This window comes from Okeania sp. SIO2B3, assembly GCF_010672525.1.
Lineage (GTDB): Bacteria > Cyanobacteriota > Cyanobacteriia > Cyanobacteriales > Microcoleaceae > Okeania.
Genome location: NZ_JAAHGH010000001.1, coordinates 284,645 through 305,929, shown reverse-complemented (window position 1 = coordinate 305,929; position 21,285 = coordinate 284,645). Strand labels below are relative to the sequence as shown.

15 protein-coding genes are annotated in these 21,285 nt (G+C 36.9%); 10 read left to right on the top strand and 5 right to left on the bottom strand.

Annotated elements, in window-relative coordinates; translation table 11 throughout:
- Positions 1 to 774 precede the first annotated feature (774 nt).
- Complete coding sequence (locus F6K15_RS01205) at positions 775 to 6,282, top strand: ATP-binding sensor histidine kinase (RefSeq protein ID WP_293056091.1); 5,508 nt, start codon at positions 775 to 777, stop codon at positions 6,280 to 6,282.
- Between the two features lie 108 nt (positions 6,283 to 6,390).
- On the opposite strand, the gene F6K15_RS01200 is transcribed toward F6K15_RS01205, so the two are convergent.
- Positions 6,391 to 7,170: an SH3 domain-containing protein gene (locus tag F6K15_RS01200; RefSeq protein ID WP_293056088.1), complete on the bottom strand. Its 780-nt coding sequence runs from the start codon at positions 7,168 to 7,170 to the stop codon at positions 6,391 to 6,393.
- 434 nt (positions 7,171 to 7,604) lie between these two features.
- Between F6K15_RS01200 and F6K15_RS01195 the strand changes: the two genes are divergently transcribed.
- The 4 genes from F6K15_RS01195 (at position 7,605) to F6K15_RS01180 (ending at position 12,597) form a co-directional block, all read left to right on the top strand.
- The gene (locus F6K15_RS01195; protein WP_293056086.1) at positions 7,605 to 8,951 is read left to right on the top strand and encodes an NACHT domain-containing NTPase; all 1,347 of its coding nucleotides are present in this window, start codon (positions 7,605 to 7,607) and stop codon (positions 8,949 to 8,951) included.
- A 239-nt stretch (positions 8,952 to 9,190) separates the two neighbouring features.
- Entirely contained in the window at positions 9,191 to 9,433 is a 243-nt protein-coding gene (locus F6K15_RS01190; protein WP_293056083.1) for a hypothetical protein, read from the top strand.
- A 763-nt stretch (positions 9,434 to 10,196) separates the two neighbouring features.
- Positions 10,197 to 11,015, top strand: a complete 819-nt coding sequence (rsmA, locus tag F6K15_RS01185) for a 16S rRNA (adenine(1518)-N(6)/adenine(1519)-N(6))-dimethyltransferase RsmA (RefSeq protein WP_293056080.1) — start codon at positions 10,197 to 10,199, stop codon at positions 11,013 to 11,015.
- A 223-nt stretch (positions 11,016 to 11,238) separates the two neighbouring features.
- Entirely contained in the window at positions 11,239 to 12,597 is a 1,359-nt protein-coding gene (locus F6K15_RS01180) for a recombinase (RefSeq protein WP_293056078.1), read from the top strand.
- Between the two features lie 120 nt (positions 12,598 to 12,717).
- Here the strand turns inward: F6K15_RS01180 and F6K15_RS01175 are convergent, their stop codons facing one another.
- The 4 genes from F6K15_RS01175 to F6K15_RS01160 form a co-directional block, all read right to left on the bottom strand.
- Entirely contained in the window at positions 12,718 to 13,428 is a 711-nt protein-coding gene (locus F6K15_RS01175; RefSeq protein ID WP_293056075.1) for a hypothetical protein, read from the bottom strand.
- A 41-nt stretch (positions 13,429 to 13,469) separates the two neighbouring features.
- Positions 13,470 to 14,015, bottom strand: coding sequence for a C39 family peptidase (locus tag F6K15_RS01170; RefSeq protein WP_293056072.1), 546 nt, complete (start codon positions 14,013 to 14,015; stop codon positions 13,470 to 13,472).
- 180 nt (positions 14,016 to 14,195) lie between these two features.
- On the bottom strand, positions 14,196 to 16,418 hold the full coding sequence (locus tag F6K15_RS01165; RefSeq protein ID WP_293056070.1) for a hypothetical protein: 2,223 nt from the start codon (positions 16,416 to 16,418) through the stop codon (positions 14,196 to 14,198).
- A gap of 81 nt (positions 16,419 to 16,499) precedes the next feature.
- Positions 16,500 to 17,042, bottom strand: coding sequence for a hypothetical protein (locus F6K15_RS01160; protein WP_293056068.1), 543 nt, complete (start codon positions 17,040 to 17,042; stop codon positions 16,500 to 16,502).
- 174 nt (positions 17,043 to 17,216) lie between these two features.
- Here F6K15_RS01160 and F6K15_RS01155 point away from each other — a divergent pair, with 174 nt between their 5' ends.
- The 5 genes from F6K15_RS01155 to F6K15_RS01135 all read left to right on the top strand — a co-directional run bounded on the left by F6K15_RS01155 (position 17,217) and on the right by F6K15_RS01135 (position 21,052).
- Entirely contained in the window at positions 17,217 to 17,987 is a 771-nt protein-coding gene (locus tag F6K15_RS01155) for a hypothetical protein (RefSeq protein ID WP_293056065.1), read from the top strand.
- Positions 17,988 to 18,024: 37 nt separating this feature from the next.
- Positions 18,025 to 19,572, top strand: a complete 1,548-nt coding sequence (locus F6K15_RS01150) for a hypothetical protein (RefSeq protein ID WP_293056063.1) — start codon at positions 18,025 to 18,027, stop codon at positions 19,570 to 19,572.
- 105 nt (positions 19,573 to 19,677) lie between these two features.
- Positions 19,678 to 20,358: a hypothetical protein gene (locus F6K15_RS01145; protein WP_293056060.1), complete on the top strand. Its 681-nt coding sequence runs from the start codon at positions 19,678 to 19,680 to the stop codon at positions 20,356 to 20,358.
- The gene (locus F6K15_RS01140; RefSeq protein ID WP_293056058.1) at positions 20,358 to 20,678 is read left to right on the top strand and encodes a hypothetical protein; all 321 of its coding nucleotides are present in this window, start codon (positions 20,358 to 20,360) and stop codon (positions 20,676 to 20,678) included. The genes F6K15_RS01145 and F6K15_RS01140 overlap by 1 nt, the downstream gene beginning before the upstream one ends.
- Positions 20,679 to 20,758: 80 nt before the next feature.
- On the top strand, positions 20,759 to 21,052 hold the full coding sequence (locus tag F6K15_RS01135; protein ID WP_293056056.1) for a hypothetical protein: 294 nt from the start codon (positions 20,759 to 20,761) through the stop codon (positions 21,050 to 21,052).
- Positions 21,053 to 21,285: the final 233 nt, after the last annotated feature.

Genomic DNA, 21,285 nt, shown 5'->3' with positions numbered 1-21,285 from the left:
CTTCCTTCCTCCAAAGTGTAAGTATTCAACCGAACATGATATTAGTATCTGGATAATTAGCGATCGTATAATTCAGGAGTCATATCATGTCCGGTAGCATCGGTATTGTATAGCTAAGGTAAGGAAGAAGCAAGAAGGAAGAGGGAAGAAGGAAGAGGAAAGAAGCAGGAATGCTTAAGAGCAAGAAAAAAACTTAAATTTCCAGATATAGCGCTGTGCGCAGGCAACAGCTCATCTGGCAACAGCGGTGCGACCCCGCGACGACGCCAGCTCGCTTGCGGAATGCGCACTCCTGTGAGGCAACAGCTCCGGAAGGGGGAATAAAAAACCGATAATATAAGGCTTTTAGCTATTGGACAGTTCTTGTAATTTGTAAATATGCCAGCGCACATTGCTATATTCACTCTTGGGTTTACACAAACGCGCCCCAACGGACATGATATCACTAGAAAGGAAGAATGAGAGTGGGAAAAATCTTGGGATATTCCGACATTTTATATGTGCATTGAATGGAAGTAAAGATTGCGATAACTGTATAGAAGCCATTTGGTATCTATTTAACAAGCTACAAGTTCAATACCCATCTGGGTTTTATGATTCTGGCAGTCATTTTTCATAATTTTTCGGTTTCCTGAAACCTTATAGTAGTAATTTATCTTTTTCGTCCAATAATATTTCCTATAAATTATTTTAATACTGCTTACTACTTGTAACATTCTTTTTTCAAAATGGTATAATACTATAGGATATTTATTAAAAATTTAGGGTTTGCTGATGCACAAAATACTTAACTATGAACTCGTAGAAAAAATATACGTCAGCGATCGCACTGTTGTTCATCGTGCTAAGGGAAAGTCATACCAAAAACCAGTCATCCTGAAGCTGTCGCATCATCCCTATCCTAATTTCAACGAATTGACTAGATATCGCAATGCTTACACACTTATCAAAAATTTGAATTTTCCAGGAATAGTAAAAATGCTTGCTCTGGAAAAATTTGAGCAACGTTTAATATTAGTAATGGAAGATTTTGGGGGTATCTCTCTAAATCAATTTATCAACAATCAAAATACTTCTAATTTCAACAGCTTTTCTACATACATTAATCAATTTTTTCACATTGCTCTGCAAATAGTTAATTCACTAGAAATATTACACCAACATCAGATTATTCATAAAGATATTAAACCTCATAATATTATTATTAATCCCCAAACTAAACAAATCCAAATAATTGATTTTAGTAGTACTACTAAGTTACCTAAAGAGACTCCAGAAATACGCAATCCTCATACTCTTGAAGGTACTCTTGCCTATATGTCTCCCGAACAAACTGGGCGGATGAATCGAGGTATTGATTATCGCAGTGATTTTTACTCGTTGGGAATTACATTTTATGAATTATTGACTGGAAGACTCCCTTTTCAATCAACAGATCCTATAGAATTAGTTCATTTTCACATTGCTCGTCAACCACAATCTATAATTAAGCTAAATCCAAAATTACCAGCAGCTCTCAATGCTATTGTGCTGAAATTGATGACAAAAATACCAGAAGAACGTTATCAAACAACAGCAGGATTGCGCCACGATCTAGAAAGATGTCAATCTGAGTGGGAAAGTACTGGAAAAATCAGATTATTTGACTTGGGAGAAAAAGATAATAACAACTGCTTAATTATACCGGAAAAACTTTATGGGCGAGGACAAGAAATCGAGATATTACTAACAGCTTTTAACCGCATTTGTAACAAAAATAAATCTAAAATAGAACTGATGTTGGTCGGGGGATTTTCTGGTATTGGAAAATCAGCGTTAGTTAATGAAATTCACAAACCTATCCTCAATAAACGAGGTTATTTTATTTCTGGAAAGTTTGACCAATTTCAACGAAATATTCCATTTTATGCTTGGTTAAATGCCTTTCAAGAATTGATTAAGCAAATTTTAAGCGAACCAGAAGAAAAGTTACAGGCGATCGCTACTGAATTACAACAAGTATTAGGAGAAGAAGCACAAGCTATAATTGATGTAATTCCCGAATTAGAATTATTGATTGGCAAACAACCCCTGGCCACGGAACTATCTCCAAGTGCAGCAGAAAATCGCTTCAATTTATTATTCTCAAATTTTATCTCTGTATTTGCTCAAGCTGAACATCCTTTAGTAATATTTCTTGATGACTTACAATGGGCAGATTTAGCTTCGTTGAAGTTGATGAAGTTGGTAATGGAAAAAGTTGACATTAACTATTTATTACTGATAGGAGCTTATCGAGATAATGAAGTAAATTCTGGACATCCTTTGATATTAACTGTTGAGGAAATCAAAGAAATAGGTGCTGTTGTTAATCAAATTATTCTCACTCCTTTGAGTCAGTGGGCACTCAATAATTTAGTGGCTGATACTGTCAATTATTCTCCACAGGAATCACTACTACTTACCGAACAAATTTATCAAAAAACTCAAGGTAATCCTTTTTTTAGCAATCAGTTTATCAAGTCTCTCCACAAAGAAGGATTAATTTTTTATAATTATCAACAGGATAAATGGTTGTTCAACTTGCCAGAAATTAAAACTTTGGCAGCAAGGGGAGATGTAATAGAATTAATGGCTGCCCAAATACAAAAATTACTCCCTTCAACTCAGGAAATATTGCAATTAGCAGCTTGTATTAGTAACAAGTTTGATTTAAAAACTCTATCTATTGTTTCTGAAAAACATCTGTCAGAAACTGCGTTGATTTTGTGGAATGCTTTATCAGAAGGATTGATTTTGCCAGAGGACGAAACCTATAAATTTTATCAGGGAGAAAATGACGATCGTTTGCCTGAAATAACCGATTTACAAACACCAATTTATCATTTTCTCCACGACCGGGTTCAACAAGCAGCTTATAGTCTAATTCCACAACAGAAAAAACAAGAGATTCATCTGAAAATTGGCAGATTACTCTTAAATAGTACGGCGGATGACCAACTAGAAGAAAAAATATTTGAAATTGTCAATCAACTCAATTATGGTGTGGAATTAATTACAGAAGCAGAAGCTAGGGAAGAATTAGCAAGTTTAAATTTAAAAGCTGGAATTAAGGCTAAAGTTTCTACTGCTTATAAAACAGCAATATCTTATTTTAATACAGGGATAAATCTACTAACTGAAAATAGTTGGTCAACTCAATATCAACTAACATTGACATTATATGAAGAAGGAGCAGAAGCTACCTACTTGAATGGTGATTTTGAAGAAATGGAGAAGTTAGTTGATATTGTATTAGAAAAAGCTAATAATCTCTTGGATAAAGTCAACATCTATGAAATTAAAATACAAGCCTACATTGCTCTAAGTAAACTACAAGAAGCTTTAACTATTAGTTTATCTGTTTTAGAACTTCTTGGTATTAGCTTTCCCAAAAATCCAACTCAATCATATATTCAAAAATGCTTGCAAACAACTAAGGATAAATTGAAAGGAAAAAATATTGATGAACTGATTAATTTACCATTGATACAAGACCAACAAAAATTAGCAGCAATGCAGATTTTATCATCAATTTTTTCTTTGACATTTGTTGGTAAACCAGAACTATTACCACTGATTATATGTGAACCAATTGATCTATCTTTACAAGTAGGTATTTCTCCATTATTTGCTTTTTTTTGTGCCAATTATGGTTTACTTTTATGTAGTGTAGAACAAGAGATAGATATAGGATATCAGTTTGGTAGACTTGCCTGTGAGTTGCTCGAAAAATTTCATAGTAAACACCTCAAAACGAAAGTATTTCAAGTGGTTTACAATGCCATAGAACATTGGAAAAATCATGTTCAAGAAATTTTTCCTTATTTGCTTGAAGCTTATAAAATTGGTTTAGAAACAGGAGATTTAGAGTATGCTGCTTATAGCATTCTTCACTACTGTGGTTACTCTTACTTAGCAGGTATATCTCTAAATAAACTAGAGTCAGAAATAGCAAATTATAGCAATTCTCTAAAGCAGCTTAAACAAAAAAATAATTATTATTATAATCAGATTTATCATCAAGCTGTACTGAATTTACTTGGGGAGACAGAAAATCCTGAATTATTATCAGGCAGTGCTTTTAATGAGACAAAATTTATTCCTTTCTATGAAAATATTAACGACCGCTATGCTTTATTTCAAATTTACTTCAATAAATTAATTCTGTCCTATTTCTTGGGAAATTTTCAAAGCTCAAAAGATTATGCAATTCTAGCAGAAGAATATGTTAACGGTGTAACTGGGTTATTTTATTTTCCTGTATATTACTTTTATAGCTCACTAGCTAAATTAGCTTATTACTCAGATGCAGAAACTAAACAACTAAAGCACATACTAGAAGAAGTAACTGCTAATCAAGAAAAAATGAAGTTTTGGGCAAAACACGCACCAACAAACCACTCCCATAAATATTATTTAATAACAGCAGAAAAACAAAGAATACTCGGAAAAAAACTCGAAGCGATAGAAACTTACGAACAAGCGATCGCCCTTGCTACAGAAAACAAATATATCCAAGAAGCAGCTCTCGCAAACGAACTCTGTGCCAAATTCTATCTAGAGTGGGGTAAAAGCAAAATTGCCAAAACCTATATGTTAGAAGCTTACTATGGATATATTAATTGGGGAGCGCTAACAAAAGTCAAAGATTTAGAAAAACGCTACCCACAACTACTAACATCAGTTTTTCTTGGCTCCTCTGAAAATAGCGACTCCCTGGCAACTTCCCAGATACCAAGCACCAACAGAGAAAATATCCTCGATCTATCAACTGTACTCAAAACTTATCAAACTCTATCTGGAGAAGTAAAACTAGAAAACTTACTATCAACATTAATTCGACTGATGATGGAAAATGCTGGTGCCCAAAAATGCGCTCTTATCCTACTCAAAGAACAGCAGTTAATTCTAGAAGCAATAACTCATGTTGTAGATCCTCAGCAGTATTTACAAAATTTTGAGCGTCCGGTCATACCCATTTCAGCAACTCAAGAGTTACCCCAAGCATTAATTAACTATGTGTGGCGAACCCAACAATTCCAGGTATTCGATGACGCTACTATAGAAGCAACATGGGTAAACGACCCCTATCTCAAACGAAAGCAACCTCAATCTATATTATGTACTCCTATTATCAAGCAAGGTAAACTTATCGGTATTATCTACTTAGAAAACAATTTAACAACAGGTGCATTTACCCCAGAAAGATTACAGTTATTAGAAATGATTACCACCCAAGCAGCTATTTCTCTAGAAAATGCTTTGCTTTACGATACTTTAGAAAAAAAAGTAGAGCAACGCACCCAAGAATTAAACGAAAAAAATCAACGTCTAGCTCAAACTTTAGAAGAATTAAAACAGACTCAAACCCAACTAATTCAAACAGAAAAAATGTCTTCTTTAGGTCAGTTAGTAGCAGGAGTAGCTCACGAAATTAATAATCCTGTTAACTTTATTTATGGCAATCTAGACCATACTCAAGAATATGCTGAAAACTTATTAAATATCATTAAACTATATCAGCAATATTATCCAGAATCTGTTCCGGAAGTAACAGATATTATAGAAGAAGTAGATTTAGATTTTTTAGTTGAAGATTTGCCAAAAATACTAACTTCTATGAAAATAGGGGCTAATCGAATTAAAGAAATTGTAGCATCTTTACGCAATTTTTCTCGCCTTGATGAATCAGAAGTTAAGAATGTAGATATACATGAAGGAATAGATTCTACTCTAATGATTCTCCAAAATAATCTCAAAGCTAAACCCCATGAATTGGAAATTAAAATTGTTAAAAATTACGGTCAATTACCCAAAGTAAGATGCTATCCCGGCGAACTAAACCAGGTATTTATGAATATTATTGGTAATGCTATTGATGCAGTACAACCAATCAGAAAAGAATCAAGCAATTCCCTTCCTCAAATTACTATTACTACAGAGATAGAGACAGAAAATCAAATAACAATTAGGATAACTGACAATGGTATGGGTATGAGTGAAGCAGTACAAAAGCGAATATTTGACCCTTTCTTTACCACAAAACCAGTGGGTCAAGGTACAGGATTAGGTTTAGCAATTAGCTATCAAGTTATTGTTGAACACCACGAGGGGGAATTAGAATGTATTTCTGCTCTAGAAAAAGGCACAGAATTTATAATTAAAATCCCCCATTTTATTGACTGGGGGAGTAGGGGAGATGGGGAGATGGGGAGATGGGGGGATGGGGAGATGGGGAGTGTGGGAGAAATTAAAAAATAATATCTTCACCATTACGCGAACTCCACTACAACAATAATTATTACAGCAGTTTGATAAATGTTTGCTACAAATCCCTATTTCTATTCCCTATTCCCTATTCCCTATTCCCTATTTCCTATTTTCTTTAATTTCTACTAAAAATTCATATTCAAATCCACGGAAATTAGAATCTAATTCTAAAGTATATACTCCACTAATAGGCACAGTATCTGTCCATTCATTTTCATTACCTTTAATATTAGGTTCCCTTGCCATAAGTTGGCCATCAGGACTAATAATTGCCGGAAATACATCCCCAAAATTTTTGATAGTCATGGTCTGACCCTGGATCATCCTGACCCGATAATTATGATTACCAGTACCAATCATCTCCCCTCTAACAATAGCTGTGTCACTTTCTGGAGAAAAAGTAATAGTCTTATCTACTCTCTGACAAGTACTACGAGTCCGGTTCTTGGCAACCCAACCTATAACTGGATCGGTAATTTGTAGCCAGCCAGATTTTTCATCTGCGACAGAAACAAAGGTATTATTGTTAAGTTGAGCAACTTTATTGCCTTCTCTAACTTCTGGACTGTTACGAACATTTAGAGGTGGTTCAGGATCATCTACTATGGCCATACTAACTTTACATCCCGATGTTGATGGTGTAATCACAACGGGACTAGAATTTTGACTAACTAAATCTGAGGAATTAGGAGTTGAATATGAAGATTTTAGTTGATGTTTAGGAGCCAGTGAAACTAGGTTGCTATCCAATTTTTGTGTCTGTAAAGAATTAGTAGTAAATTGTGACGAATCAGACTGAATTGTGAAATAAGCAACAGAGGTAGCACTAGCAAGGCCAGTTATTCCTGTAACGATTAGTTGTCCTATGTTGAATGACATAATTTTTCACCCTTTATACACTAGATTTTATGTTCACTTTATTGGCTAATTTGCATTTTGATCACAAGTATCACTATTACCTATTAAGACTGATATATGCTGTTAATATTTTAACTATAAATATAGTTAAATCAAAATAACAGGGTAAGCATTTCCTGTGGAATGCGGAGCTAACAGCCATCAGCTATTAGTTAGCCTCCTAGGTCGGAACTGCGGACTTCAGCTATTAATTTTGGGAAAGGTAAAAACAACCTTTGAAATTGAAAAATAATAAAAAGTTACTGCTATGGGCCTGAGGACAAAACCTTAGAAGTAATTATTCATTACTAATTGCTGTTTGCGTAGCATTCCGAAGGAAAGGAATAGCTGACTGCTGATAGCTAAATGCTTATATAACAGCTAACTCAATCATCTAACAATAGAAATATACGAAGGTGCAAAGAAATCGCGATAAACTATTAAATACAGTTAAAAGAGAAGTTCTGCAACTGCGATCGCAGTCTCTACACCATGCAGTGATAGTTAATCTTGTTCGTCAGCGACCCCCCCAACAGTTAAAACGTTCTTGGGATATAGAAGTAAAAGTAGGAAAGCGCCCTAGTTTTCAACTACCAGAAAAAATAAGTATTATCCAAGTTTTTGACAGAATGAAAGGAAAATTACTTATATTAGGAAATCCTGGGGGTGGAAAAACTACAACTTTACTAGAATTAGCTAGAAAGCTAGTAATTCGGGCGGAAAAAGAACCACAAACATCAATCCCAGTATTATTAGACCTTTCGGCATGGCAAAATAAAAATCAGGATATTTTAGATTGGTTAGTTAATCAAATTAAATTTAAGTACAAGATACCCAAAAAGGTCATTAGAGATTGGTTAGAAAATCAACAATTGTCACTTCTAATAGATGGATTTGATCGAGTATCTCCAGAATTATCTAAAAGTTGCTTAGAAGAAATTAATAAATTATCAGTATATTTGCAACCAAAGGACTTAGTTATTTGCAGTAGTTTTACCGCTTATAAAAATTGTCGGACTAAGTTTAAATTAAATGCTGCTGTATTATTACAGCCTTTAACCACAGGTCAGATTCAAGATTATTTATTAGCAGCTAGTAGTAGAGAACTTTGGCATTATCTTCAGGATGAACCAGAGTTATTAAACTTAGCTGAAATACCATTAATGTTAAGTATGATGACCTTAGCTTATGAGGAAATTTTAATTGCTGCTTGGAGAAGAATTACTTCTCAAAAGGGAAGAGAAAAATATTTATTAAATGCTTATATTCGTCGTCAATTAGGGCGAGATAATAACTATAATTGGTATTCTAAAGGCCGAGAACCACTGCCGGAACAGACAAGACGATGGTTAGCATGGCTAGCACAACGAATGGCCGCAGATAACAGTCAGGAATTTACAATAGAAAAACTACGGCCAGCTTGGTTAGATTCTAACGGCGAGTTACAGGCATATCAGTTAATTGTTAATTTGATTAGTGTGTTATTTTGGGGGTTTATTTTTGGGTTTATTTTTACCTTGGTTTTCGATTTATACCAAGGTTTAATTAGTGGTTCTATTGGAGGTGTAATTATTGGGATGTTTTTTGGTTTGCCCGGACTAAAAAATTTTGTGCTGCGGATTATTCTATTTTTTAATGGACATATTCCCTGGAATTATCGTCGTTTTCTCAATTATGCTGCGAGTCGTTTATTATTGCAAAGAGTAGGCGATCGCTATCAATTTATCCATCATTTATTGTATAAACATTTTACTGAAATGTAGCGGGAAGACAGAATGCATAAGGCAAGAAAAGGCACGGTTCATCACTTATCTTAATTAGTCAAATTGACATCTCCTGTAAAGTCTTTTTATCGTCTTTAATTATTGGTAAAATTATTTTTTTAAAATGCTATTAATACCCCTGCATCTAAATAATACTTAGGAAACTTTGAAGATTTTGAGAATTTACTATAATCTCCTGTAAAGTTGTTATTCAATACAAAATTCTGGAAATGTCTATTATGAAAATAGATGTTTTTGGTGCTTCTATAGATACTGATCCTTATTTTGCAGGTGTTACCCTGACGCTCGTGTTAGCGCAGCTCCTCCGGAGGAGGCACTACAACACCACGCCAGTTGCTTCAAGTCGGGGGACCCGCAAGGGCGCACTGGCTCCTCTATCCCATGGTCAAAGACATTTGGGACTACTTTTTCTTTTCCTCTTTTTTGATTATCTCCCTGATTCGATTTCTACTTGGTTATAATACAGAGGCTTGGACTTATGTTCTTATGTGTCTAGAGGTAGCGTGTCATTTCAGTTATCAGTTATCAGTTATCAGTTGTCAGTCCAGGAATTTCACCCTATTGAACTCAGATCACTGACTCTTGAGACTCTTTAATTTTCTATTATTACCGACAAAGTTAGATTATGTCAATAGTCGCCCAAATTTCTAAAGACTATATCTAACTATATATGACTATATTTATATACAACGTTTATTATACCTGAAGTATAGCCATAAGAAATCATTCGTGAGAAAAAACTCTAGGGGTTTGGTCTCCAAACCTAAGCGCCAAGGGATTTGGAGACCAACCCCCTACGGTAAAATCTTACAACCTATGCGTGGATTACTATAAGTAGTAAGCGTTAAAACTTACCGTATTTATGAAGGCATAATGCGCGTACCTGACGAGTATGAGAACTCCTATATATTACATGACAGAATTTATGATTAATATTACCGAATTCTTAATTCTTAATTCTTAATTCTTAATTCTTAATTATTTTGAAGCTAGTCTCCTATTCATATCTAAGTCTATTTATAAATTTATAAGTCTAGTAAAGATTTTACCAAGATAAAATTATCGTAAATCAGCAAATAAAACATTTGAAAAACTCCCAAACTATTTGTCAGATAATCAGAGGATAACAGAAAATATTCTCCTTCAAATTATCAATTTTTTTGTAGAATTTCCTACTTTATTCTTGCCCCTTCTTCCTGCTATATAATTTTAACAACAACCAACATGACTATTCAACCCCGAAAAAGATTTGCTCAACATTGGTTGAGGAGTGAAAAAGCACTTAATAAAATTGTTCAAGCTGCTGAATTATCAGATAGCGATCGCGTCTTAGAAATTGGACCAGGTACAGGTATTCTAACTCATCGTTTATTGCCTCTAGCAGAGTCAGTTGTTGCAGTCGAAATTGACAGAGATTTATGTCAGAAATTAGTCAAAAAAATTGGCGGAGTAGAAAATTTTTTATTGTTACAAGGAGATATTTTATCCCTAGATTTAGAAACAAATTTAGCACAATTTCCTACTTTCCAAAATCCCAATAAAGTTGTGGCGAATATACCTTATAATATTACCGGTCCGATTCTTGAAAAACTCTTAGGAACAATTGCCCAACCTGTGGCTAATACTTATGATTTAATCGTCTTATTATTACAAAAAGAAGTAGCAGATAGAATTTGCGCTCAACCAGACTCAAAAGCTTATAGTTCCCTATCAGTAAAAATCCAATATTTAGCAAATTGTGAATTTATTTGTGATGTACCTGCCAAGGCATTTTATCCTCCACCAAAAGTTGATTCAGCAGTAGTAAGACTACGCCCTCAATTAATAGAACCCCAGGCAAATAATCCTAAACAAATGGAAATGTTAGTTAAATTAGGTTTTGCTAGTAAACGGAAAATGTTAAGAAATAATCTTAAGGCAGTTATTGAACGCGATCGCCTCTTCCCATTATTAGAAAAGTTAAAAGTAAATCCTCAAGTCCGTGCAGAAGATTTAAGTGTGCAGGAGTGGATAGCACTAGCAAATAGTATAGAAGAGTTGTAGCAAAACTTAAGCAACACTTTCTTCGTTAAGGGCGAGGCACATACCCCAATTTTTTGGTAAATTATGAGTAAAAGTCGCCAACGAATCATCCTTCTAGGTTTGGATGCTTAAGACTCCATAACTTGACAAAGGGCGAACGATGGGACTCGAAGCGGAGGACAGACCTGTAATTACGATATAGCGTTGATTTTACTTACTCAAAATAAAGCCGGGTGAGTAAAAAATGAGTAAAAATCAATATACAAGTTTTGAAGACTTATTGGCCTTTTTCCACCGGAAAAAGAAAGAATGTCCAAAAGGGGTATCCTTGAAATTGCAAGGTAATAAATATTTGTTACTCCAATTTGTATTCCCAGATAGTGGAAAACGCAGTAGTAAGGCTTGCAATACTCAATTCACTGAAGAAGGTATTATTATTGCGGTCAGCAAGGCCAAAAAAGTGGCTGATGCACTGAAAACTTTCTTGCTAGCTAGTGATTTCTGGGATTGGTACGATAAAGAAATCCTTGAGATAAGCGAGATCGAGAACGACTTAAAGACTTATGAGCAGATATTCCAAGAAATAGAAGAGAATTACTTTAATGGGTTTCACAAAAATACAGGGAGGAAACGCGATCGCAACAATTTAAGCGACCAAAATTCATTCAAAAGAACTAAGGAGTATTATTTTAAAAAAATTTCTAAGCGAGATGTTTATCCTGACTGGAATGGAATTCAAAAAGTATTGTTCTCCTGGGAACAGGGGACGAAATCTTTTAGAGACGCTTATTATTTCCTTAAGGATGTCGCTAGTCGCTCTGGGAATGCAAGCTTAATTAAGACCCTGGATGAAATTAACCCCAAACAAACAATATTCTCAGAAAAGCAGAGTTGTAGCTGGGACGATTTTCATTCATGGCATCAGCTTCGTTCCCGAGAGCTGTCATCTTTACCTACAGATGTGGCAGAGAGGAGGAGGGGATGGCTATGGGTATCTGCGATGTGTGTGATGTATGGATTGCGTCCGAGCGAAATAGCAGCAGTAGAAAATCTGGAAGTTCCTTGGGCGAAAGATGATGCGACAATACCTGCTATCACTGACGTTAACAACAAAGATATGTTATTGGTTGTTGGCGAGTTTACATACTTCGGAGCATCGACCAAGACTGGACAAAGGATATCTCGTCCGATGGTTACAGATAAAGGTATTTGGGATGAATTACATTTAAAGGACGTTTGTCTGCCTATTTATGAACCTAATTCAAATAAACCTGAAGTGATAGTGAGAGGCTTCAGCGATCGCTTTTCTCAGTCCCTTAAGAGAATGGATTGCCCAGTAAGCCAGGCGTATGCTTTTAGACATTTAGCCAATCAATTAGGAGAGAAATATGGGATACCTCAAGAGATAAGGGCAAGGATACTGGGGCATTCTGTCGCTGTAAACGATCGGGTTTATAAATCAAGAAAAAATTTAAAAACTGAGATCGATTTACTAATGAATCACAGCAAGCAACCTTTGAGTTATGAGTTGGCCTTGGAAAGGCTCGAAGCCCAAGGCTTGGATTTTGATCGGGATATTCTAAAAATCATTTATCAACTATAAATTCGTTTCTCCCATCAAAAAGGTGACGTAACGGTGTTGACGAGAAATTTATAACACTGCCAACACTCAAGAGCGTTAACATACTTTACCCCAGAAATTTCTGGGGTAAAGTAAATATTATTAAATATTTTGGGCAATGTCTTGGTCGACCATTTCTTCTGGCATATATGCCTTGATAAGCCCAGAGAATTTAATCTTGACGTTCCAAGTCAAATTATCTCCGAACAAAACTGGATAACGACCATCTTCCTCGTCGTACCTTAACTTAATGAGGTCACTGCTAGGAAGAGAGAATGCGTCAAGCGGTTCTAGCCAGTCTATTTCATCTCCATTTTGAGTATTTACCCATAAATGATCTAAGTCGCTATCGAGACGTTTCCTTGAGCCGGCAAACCTCATTAGGGGGATTCGCAGATATTCCTCTGTCTTGCTTTTAGCCGTGTAAGAGGTACCATTATTTGAGTTATAGTCGTCCAATACGGTCGTAGGGAGCTGTGCAATATTCATAGCTTCGTATTCCCCTTCGATATAGAATAGGTCACTGCCTACTCGGACTTGTTCATAATTGAAGGTATTTTTTAACGGCTCTACTAGAGGTTGTAACTCATCCGGGTATGGACTTCCGTCCTGCCCGTAGAAGAATTTCATTTCAGTAGATCCAACCAAGAGTTGGCTTACTTCCTCCGCGGGAGTTGCCAACTCTTTGACACTCACCTGTACCGTGTTTCCTTCTCCCGAGAGAACATCAACAAGTTTTTGTTGACCGATCGCGATCTTATGAAGCATCGCGATCGTTTCTTCATGTCTAGTTAATTGAATTTTGCCCGGCATTGTTTTGGTATGTCCTATTTCTCCTCATTATAGCGCAAATTTCAGCTCTTTTTATCATCTTTAAGATTCCGGACAAAATGACACCAAAGAAACCCATCTGGGAGGCAAGTCCGCTTGATTAATTCGTACGAATAGTGTAAATACGCCCCACTCAAGTCCTTACGGTATCCAGTAGAAAACCATTCACCGTAAGGATCATGCACAATAAGACCGTTCTCGTCGTATCCCACGACTGTTACTATGTGCCCGAAGCTTGTGAAGTACCCATGGATAATTACAGGTAGATTCCATTTATCCATCCACGATTTCAATTCTTCTATAGAGCTTTGCGAGCGGAAGGAGGCGTTCGCTCCATAATTTTCCGCAATTTGCCTCAAATCATACGGGCTATGCCTTGAGTAACTATGGTCTAAAGCATATTGGTATAATTCATCTTCAAACTGAGAGTACTCTTTGTATCTAGGATACCGTTCTATGCCTAGATTATTCAATACCATTGCTAAGGCGGTAACATTGCAGCTACCACTTGGGTTGTGCCAATTATCATTCTGAGAGAGATATTCTACGTCTAGTTCAAGTTCTGCCATTTCTATGTGTCCTGACAAGGTTTAGGGTTGGGATACTTTTGTATTGTAGTCGATATCAACTGAGGTTTTGATTATTTTGTTTATATAATAATTTTATATAATAATTTTATTATATAAACTAGGTTGATGCTTCTCCGATAGTCATAAAATATTCGCGGAGTTACTACAGGCAGAAAGTGCCTAGCTATTCGATTCGTCCTTTGATGTAGGGCTGCTTATTCTGGGGTTATCTCCACTTCCTAAGTCGTCGTCAGTGAATTTCCCGTCTTCTAGTTCCTCTTTGAATTGATTCCACTCTTCGGCAGGATCGTTTCCTAAACCTTTTATGAAACTCAAAATGCTGCCAGAGATATCTCCTGGGTTTACAGGAATACCGAAAGCCTTCTGAATCGTAGTAGCGGATCTCAGTAACTTGTCTAGGTAATACCGAAAATCTTTATTCTTTTTATCTTCCTTGAATTCTAAAACCTCTACATTTCTCTCGCTAGGCTCCAGGAACTCATCATACTTTCTTTTCTTTGGATTTGTTGCGAATTTAAGCTTCTTCCTTGTTAGGTCAGGTTCAAATCCTAGCCATTCAATTATTGAATTAATCATATACTTTGTTTGGAACAGATTCTTTTTAATAAAATAAATTTCAGCGTTAGTAGCGACTTCTAGTCGCTTGTCTTTTATATTTATAGCGTTAGTATATGCTACGCCATAAAGTTCAGCTAATGCTTCAGAAATATTAGGTAACTTGATTACTTCGGGTTGCTCCCCCTCTTTTGATATGTCAGCATCTTCTATCTTTGTTTCGATAGGATATTGCCCTAGAACGCTATCTAAGTATTTAAAAATGTACAAAAGCATCTCAGGGGTATTACTGATGTCTATCTGCTTAGGGTCATTCCCTATCATCGTTTCAGGAAGTTTCCCGTATCCCTCCAGCGCACCTGTTACTTTAGCAATTTCTATTAAGACAGCAAGTTTCTCACGGATCTCTTCTAGAAGGTTGTTTACTTGCTCGCCTTCTTCTCCTGATGGATATGGGTATAAAGGTGTTGCACTTGTTCCTGTCACGTTTGCTATGCCCTGAAGAAGGGTATTATCGACGTTCGACTTTTGCCCAGGAAGAGAGAGAAGATCGATTTTCTCTTTAATATTGTTAACCTCTATCACGTCGTCAGACTCATCAATTGTCACCTCCGAGGGATATAGGGAATCTTCTGCCCCTCCGGTTACATGATATATTTGCCTCAACAAAGATAAAGTAGCTTTGCAACATTCATCACTCATTTTGTCACCGTCCTTTTCTTCTACGATTAAATCATCAACTTCTTCAACTGATGGTGGGCTAAGGCTAGGAGGAGGCTCTTCTCCTAACGGTAGTATATAGCAAGCATCACTTCTTGCAGAAGAATATCTGATTAGAGTCCTAGTAGTTTCATCTTTTCTTATAAATTTAAGATAATCAGTGGCACTGTCAGGGAAGCTGTATCCTGACAATAACTTAAACTCTTCAAACAGACTATTTGTTGTGTTTGAACTCTCTCCAAAAGAGGATGCGTAAAGAGTAGCCCCTCCTGATGTCTTTGGGCCGAATTCGCTTTCACTATAATCCCACGCTACGTTCCAGGCGGTAAAGCTTTCTGTCGCCCCAGAAATAATACTGTAATCAATACCATGAGGCTCTAATAGGTATTTGGTCTCAAATGTCGGCGTAAACCATCCTACAATATATTCAGCTATAGGCTCAATCTCTTCTTTATACCTTCCAGTCTTGGTAACTCGAAAAATTATTTTGTTAATAGGACAAATCAGTCTGCCTGGTTCAGTCGGGGGTATAGGAGGATCTATTGTATCTTTTTCTTCTAAATCAATATCTGGTGGTTTATTTGGGTCTTTTTTTTCTATTTTTTTATCGCAAGTGCTAAACGTGATTTTTTTATCACCTACCCCTAATGATATAATCCAGCACTTCTCCTTAGTGTCTTCTTCGCTGTCCTCTTCATCAGGGATGTCTTCTTCGTACGAGACCTCTTCGGTTTCCTCTATGGCATCTGGAAGTTCGTCCTCAGTTTCTTCTAAATTTTCAATCTCTTCTTCAAGTTCATCTATTAAATCTTGCATCTCCTCCCCCCATTCATCCACGATATCGTCGAGCAAGTCAGAGCTATCAAGATCCCTTAATGCTTCCTCTACTTCTTCTATAGTTGGGAAATCACTTTGTGGAAAATCTTCTTCAGGATCATTATTGTAGAACCCTCTATCGTCATACGTAGGAATTCCGTCTAAGGCTGGTTTAGGCGGGAGTATAGCGAAAATAGGAGTTCCTTTCCTTTTGAAAACGGCGATCGCAGCTTCAAATATAAATCTTCTTTTTTTTTCCGCTTCTTCTTCTCTGTTCTCAAATTCCACCATTATTTTTAAGAGTTAGTAACAAGTTTTTTTATTATGTCTTTAATCCTGGAAGCAGAATTGACGCTATTTACCTCGTCTAAATTATTCATTTTCAAACTTCACAGTGAGATCGTTGTTTATCTTGAACCCGCTTAATTCTATCAAATAATCACAGGCAATATCGATATAGTCATCACCTAGCGTCAATCCATATCCTAAGTCCACCAAGGAAGCGGAAAGGATGTCTCCTCTTCCTAGATATTTTGCTGTCCCACTTATTTTTGACATCAAAGGAATTGTGTTTGATTTTCCGTAATTAACAATTCTCTTCCTTAATATTGATTTTTCATTTACTTTAAGTTCTATGCCTAGTCTTTCACTGGCTAATTCTGACGTAATTGTTTGTTTCACTTTACGTGCGCTGCTGTCCTCTGGTCTAATGACTGGAACCGTAGCTAAGTTTAGACTAGCTAAATTCACTTGCAGTCTTATATCTACAACCGCAAATATGATGCCGACTTTGTAGTCGCTCAATCCATCAAAAAGACCGATAATTTCGTCCTCCACGATAATGAGATCGCTCTTCAACGTGGAGGATTCTAATCTAGTTATGGTTGTTCCACTAGAATTTAATAACCCTGCCATGATTTTCTCTTTTTGATACTCGTGTACTTCTGTTTCTTATATAACTTATACAAGTAATTACTTGCATAAATGAAATTTTGCAAGAGTGTATCCACTCAAGATAAAAAAATTTTATACTAAAACACATAAATAAAGAAAGACATTCTTGGATAAAAAGAAGGAGAGGGGTAAAATATGGGAGGAAATGCTCCAGTAAAAATAACGAACTTCAGTGATTTCAAGATTGACGATACTAAGTCGATCGCTGAGATGACAGGAATCAGAAATGCTTTACTGCAAGTGTTTAACAAATTGGACGATATATATCTCCTGTTTGGAGGAGGAGATGATATGAGTTTAGACGATACAGGAGGAGATATGGAAATTCCACTAAAAATTAAGAAATGGGTTGGGACAGGGGCAAAGCTTGGGCAAGACTTGCCACTATCTTTCTTGCAAAGTATATATTCCGATTGGGAATATATACTCGCACAAAGTATTGACAGTGATCAAGGCGTAACAGGGCATAAACTAGCTGGCCTTTCCTGCTATCAACCAGGAAAAGAATACACTTTTAAGGTTGATATTGACACAACCTTTCTCGACATGGATAAGACCTCTAAAAGAAAACTTAAGAATTCGGCAGGAGAAGTTATTGGGGCTGAAGTTCGCCCCATCCTAGTTTTTTATTTTGATTTAATCAAAATTTTGTCTGAACTATCTCCTTTAGCTATCGTTGAAAGTTGGAACGTAGGAGGAGACGAAATAGCCTCAATGATTGGCAGGATTAAAGACAGTACTTGTGTAGCTTCGTTACCACCTAATGGCGGTGAATTTAGAATAACCCCTCACAATACCCCTGGTTTTATTCATTTTACCTCCAGTACTATCAATGATGGAGGTCAGGGATGTATTATCACCCAATACGACACCGGAACGCAGACTTTCACACTAGGGGGGTATTAATTCTTAGAACAAAATAGTGAATATATAATTAAAAACAATGGCATTTAATTTAACAAGGGATTCATTTTCAGGCATCCAAGTCAGGCAGGCTATAACCGGTAATAGCGAAGGCTTGAGAACCATTCAATCGACGAGTATTCAAACCCAAACTGAACTTGGTTTTTTGGCATCTATCGTTCGCGGAGTAGGAAGTTTATTAGGGTTCCTAACTTCAGGGTTGAAGACGGCTTTGGCTAGCATCGAATTCACTGCAACAAATATTCTTGACTGGTTCAAGGAAGGATTCGACTATATATGGGAATTCAACTTTCAAATCTCAGATGAGCAGATAGATAAGCAAATAGAAGGATTATTCAACTCTATTCAGACAAGAGTATTCGGAGTGTTGGGGAAACAAATAGGTTCAATTACTGCGATCGGGATAGGGGGCGCTTTAGCTTTCTATATAAATCCGGTCGCTGCTAAATTACTACTAATCAACACGGCTGACGACTACTTCGCTGAGATATTAAGTGATACACAGCAGTTGTTACTCCTAATGGCTCAGAGTTCAGTGAACGCTGGCTTTCTTGCTGCTTTCAAAAATACTCGCGCTTTCATTAGAAAAGCGTACAAAGATCCTGTGTTGAGGGAAATATCAAAAAATGTTGGCATCGACCCTAAGATAATAGATCAATGGGGGGAGAAGGAAGCTTCAGAATGGTCTTTCTCTGAAGCTTTGAATCAAAAGATAGAAGCGATAAAAGACGATCAACTCCAAAACAATATTGAGGAATTCAAAGAGGAATTCACTGACGCTTTCTGGGATACCGCTTTTAATATGACTTATCTATGGGATCAATTGCAGTTACAATCAATTAATCAAGCAAGTCCTCAAACAGTCATTTATGAACCTAACCGTAATCAAAGCGAAAGGGTCTATCTCCATGGAACTCCTGACGAACTAAGGAACCAGGTTATATCAATTAACGCCAATCAAGTACTCCTTGACAATAGAGACATAGGAAATGTATCGGTAACGAATGACGACCAGCCTGTTATCAGTAGTAATGGTATTGAGATAGAGCTTGTATTCTACTCCACTCTAGATACCCCTTGGGGAAAGGAGAATAGGAAGACGCTTGCAAGGCATTGCCCTAAGATACCTAATGTCGATCGCTCCAAATTCACCTGGGAGCTTTTAGAAACATCTTTTAGGCCTAGCGCCTTTACTGATGGCAATGTTACTGTCAGCCGAGATTTGAAGAACGGAAGAAAAATAGTTTGCAGAGGGAATTCAAAAAAAGAAGCATTTAGGCTATCTGAAGTGCTATTAAAGATAACTGAAGTCGAAGCAGTAGGGACTCCATACTATAGCGAGCTAGACGGCGAGATCACTCCCAGATGGAAGCCACGGAAACATCAGCCTATGTATCTTAGCCATTTTTATGTCAGAAATTATGAAAGAGCGACAAAATATCAAAATCAGGGCTTAATAGCGGAGTCTAAGCAAAACATAACTAGGAGATTTAATTTTGGAGAAAAGTCGAAGCCCGTTAACTTCGACTTCCTCCTAAATGAAGCGTTCAAAAGCTCTATCGATTAGAATGGCAATGCTCTAATATTAGAGCACTGGTTTATTTGCTCTAATCGTCGCCTGAGCTGGTTTAGAAGATATATATTTATAGTGAATATATTTTTAAGAGGATAAATGGCAACAGAAAGACCAACCCAGAAGGAGAAGCAGAATAGTCCTGCTGTCGATCCGAAGGGGCTGAACGCTGATGGAAACGCCGGGACTGGGAATACGAAAGCAGAGCTTGAGGAAATTAACGAAGGGAGGCTGGATAAATCTCTCCCTATCACAAGCAAAATTCTTATATCTACTACAGGGACAGGATACTATATCCCTGTATCAGTACCTCACAACCTTGCCCACGCCTTAAAGATCCAGACAGACGCGGACCTAACGGCTGCTAACACAAGAGTTGCTGTAGCTGATACAGCGAAAGTGTACGTCCCTCGAATAAATAAGGCGACAGAAGAAGGGGACGAAGGTTCGACACCGACTAACACGTCAAACAAGGCTAATACGAAAAACATGGATGAGACTCGCATCAAAAATAAGCAAATAGTAGGGAAACGCTTCATTGTAAGAGTCAAGTCCCCTGTCGATCAAACGGTGAAAGGAGTGAAGAAGACTGGATATATCAAGAAAATAGGAATGAGGGTACCGGACGCTGTTTCTATAGCCGCTTTTGGGACTTGGCTGAGTAAATTCGCAGACCCGACCGAGATCCCTCTCCTTTATTGGGTGGAAAAATCTAGTATTGCTCGTCCACCTGGAGACTATACAGACAATCTCACAAAAATAGATATCTCAGGGCCGTAATGTGGATAATCAAAGATGAAGCCGAATTGACTGAAGAGAGCTATGGCAGTCCCCTGATTGCTAAAGGGAAGAACACTATTCTCCTTCAGGTTACTACAGAAGGGCGACCCACTTGGAAATTCGCAGGAAATTGTGGAATTTTAGCAGGGGAATTGGCTCCTGTTCTCCTTTCTTACAAAAAAGTTTGGCTGGAGTACAGACAACTAATATCGGCGTCATCATTCAGTCAATATATCGACAATTATTGGCAGATTGTATTTGAGCCTGCACGTTGGGTGGGTTTAAATACATACTATTTAAGACTATGGGAGGAGGTTTGAGAGGAAAAGCATATTAACTATAACAGAGACTCCTGCTCCTCTTTTGTTACGTTTTTAATATTTGGATACGGAGTCAATGTATGAGAACAATCGACTGGGAAATAGTAGGAGTCTTAATTGCTTTATTTGGGGGAGTTATGACTACTGTATTTCAAATCGGAGTGCTGTATGCTAAGATGAGAGCAAATTCTGAGCAAATAAAGAAGATAGAGGAAGTGGTATCCGATCTTAATCGAGAAGTCAAAGAGACAGAGGAACTCTTTTTTTCTTATGAGAATACAGCCAGAAACATACAGATACGCTTAATCAATCTGGAGGAATGGAGTGAATCTAAAGGGTATAGAAGAGTCAGGACAAAAACAGACTTTGAATAGTGGCGAGGGGGAGCATGACAGTATCGAAGATGAATGTATCCTTGAGTGCCCAATGTGCGGAAATATCGTTGAAATATTAGAGACTGATAATGAATATACTTGCAAGAATTGTGGATTTACTTTTTGGGAATAGAATTGTCTGTCCTAGGTGCGGTAGCACAGATATAGAAAACGAAACTCATTGCAATTATTACTGCAATGAGTGCGGTTACTATTGGCCTAGGATGTGGTGA

What these genes read in the sequence shown, in the direction of transcription:
- F6K15_RS01205 (WP_293056091.1), top strand. Translation starts at nt 775, where the DNA reads ATGCACAAAATACTTAACTATGAACTCGTAGAAAAAATATACGTCAGC.
- F6K15_RS01200 (WP_293056088.1), bottom strand. Translation starts at nt 7,170, where the DNA reads ATGTCATTCAACATAGGACAACTAATCGTTACAGGAATAACTGGCCTT.
- F6K15_RS01190 (WP_293056083.1), top strand. Translation starts at nt 9,191, where the DNA reads ATGAAAATAGATGTTTTTGGTGCTTCTATAGATACTGATCCTTATTTT.
- rsmA (WP_293056080.1), top strand. Translation starts at nt 10,197, where the DNA reads ATGACTATTCAACCCCGAAAAAGATTTGCTCAACATTGGTTGAGGAGT.
- F6K15_RS01180 (WP_293056078.1), top strand. Translation starts at nt 11,239, where the DNA reads ATGAGTAAAAATCAATATACAAGTTTTGAAGACTTATTGGCCTTTTTC.
- F6K15_RS01175 (WP_293056075.1), bottom strand. Translation starts at nt 13,428, where the DNA reads ATGCCGGGCAAAATTCAATTAACTAGACATGAAGAAACGATCGCGATG.
- F6K15_RS01170 (WP_293056072.1), bottom strand. Translation starts at nt 14,015, where the DNA reads ATGGCAGAACTTGAACTAGACGTAGAATATCTCTCTCAGAATGATAAT.
- F6K15_RS01165 (WP_293056070.1), bottom strand. Translation starts at nt 16,418, where the DNA reads ATGGTGGAATTTGAGAACAGAGAAGAAGAAGCGGAAAAAAAAAGAAGA.
- F6K15_RS01160 (WP_293056068.1), bottom strand. Translation starts at nt 17,042, where the DNA reads ATGGCAGGGTTATTAAATTCTAGTGGAACAACCATAACTAGATTAGAA.
- F6K15_RS01155 (WP_293056065.1), top strand. Translation starts at nt 17,217, where the DNA reads ATGGGAGGAAATGCTCCAGTAAAAATAACGAACTTCAGTGATTTCAAG.
- F6K15_RS01150 (WP_293056063.1), top strand. Translation starts at nt 18,025, where the DNA reads ATGGCATTTAATTTAACAAGGGATTCATTTTCAGGCATCCAAGTCAGG.
- F6K15_RS01145 (WP_293056060.1), top strand. Translation starts at nt 19,678, where the DNA reads ATGGCAACAGAAAGACCAACCCAGAAGGAGAAGCAGAATAGTCCTGCT.
- F6K15_RS01140 (WP_293056058.1), top strand. Translation starts at nt 20,358, where the DNA reads ATGTGGATAATCAAAGATGAAGCCGAATTGACTGAAGAGAGCTATGGC.
- F6K15_RS01135 (WP_293056056.1), top strand. Translation starts at nt 20,759, where the DNA reads ATGAGAACAATCGACTGGGAAATAGTAGGAGTCTTAATTGCTTTATTT.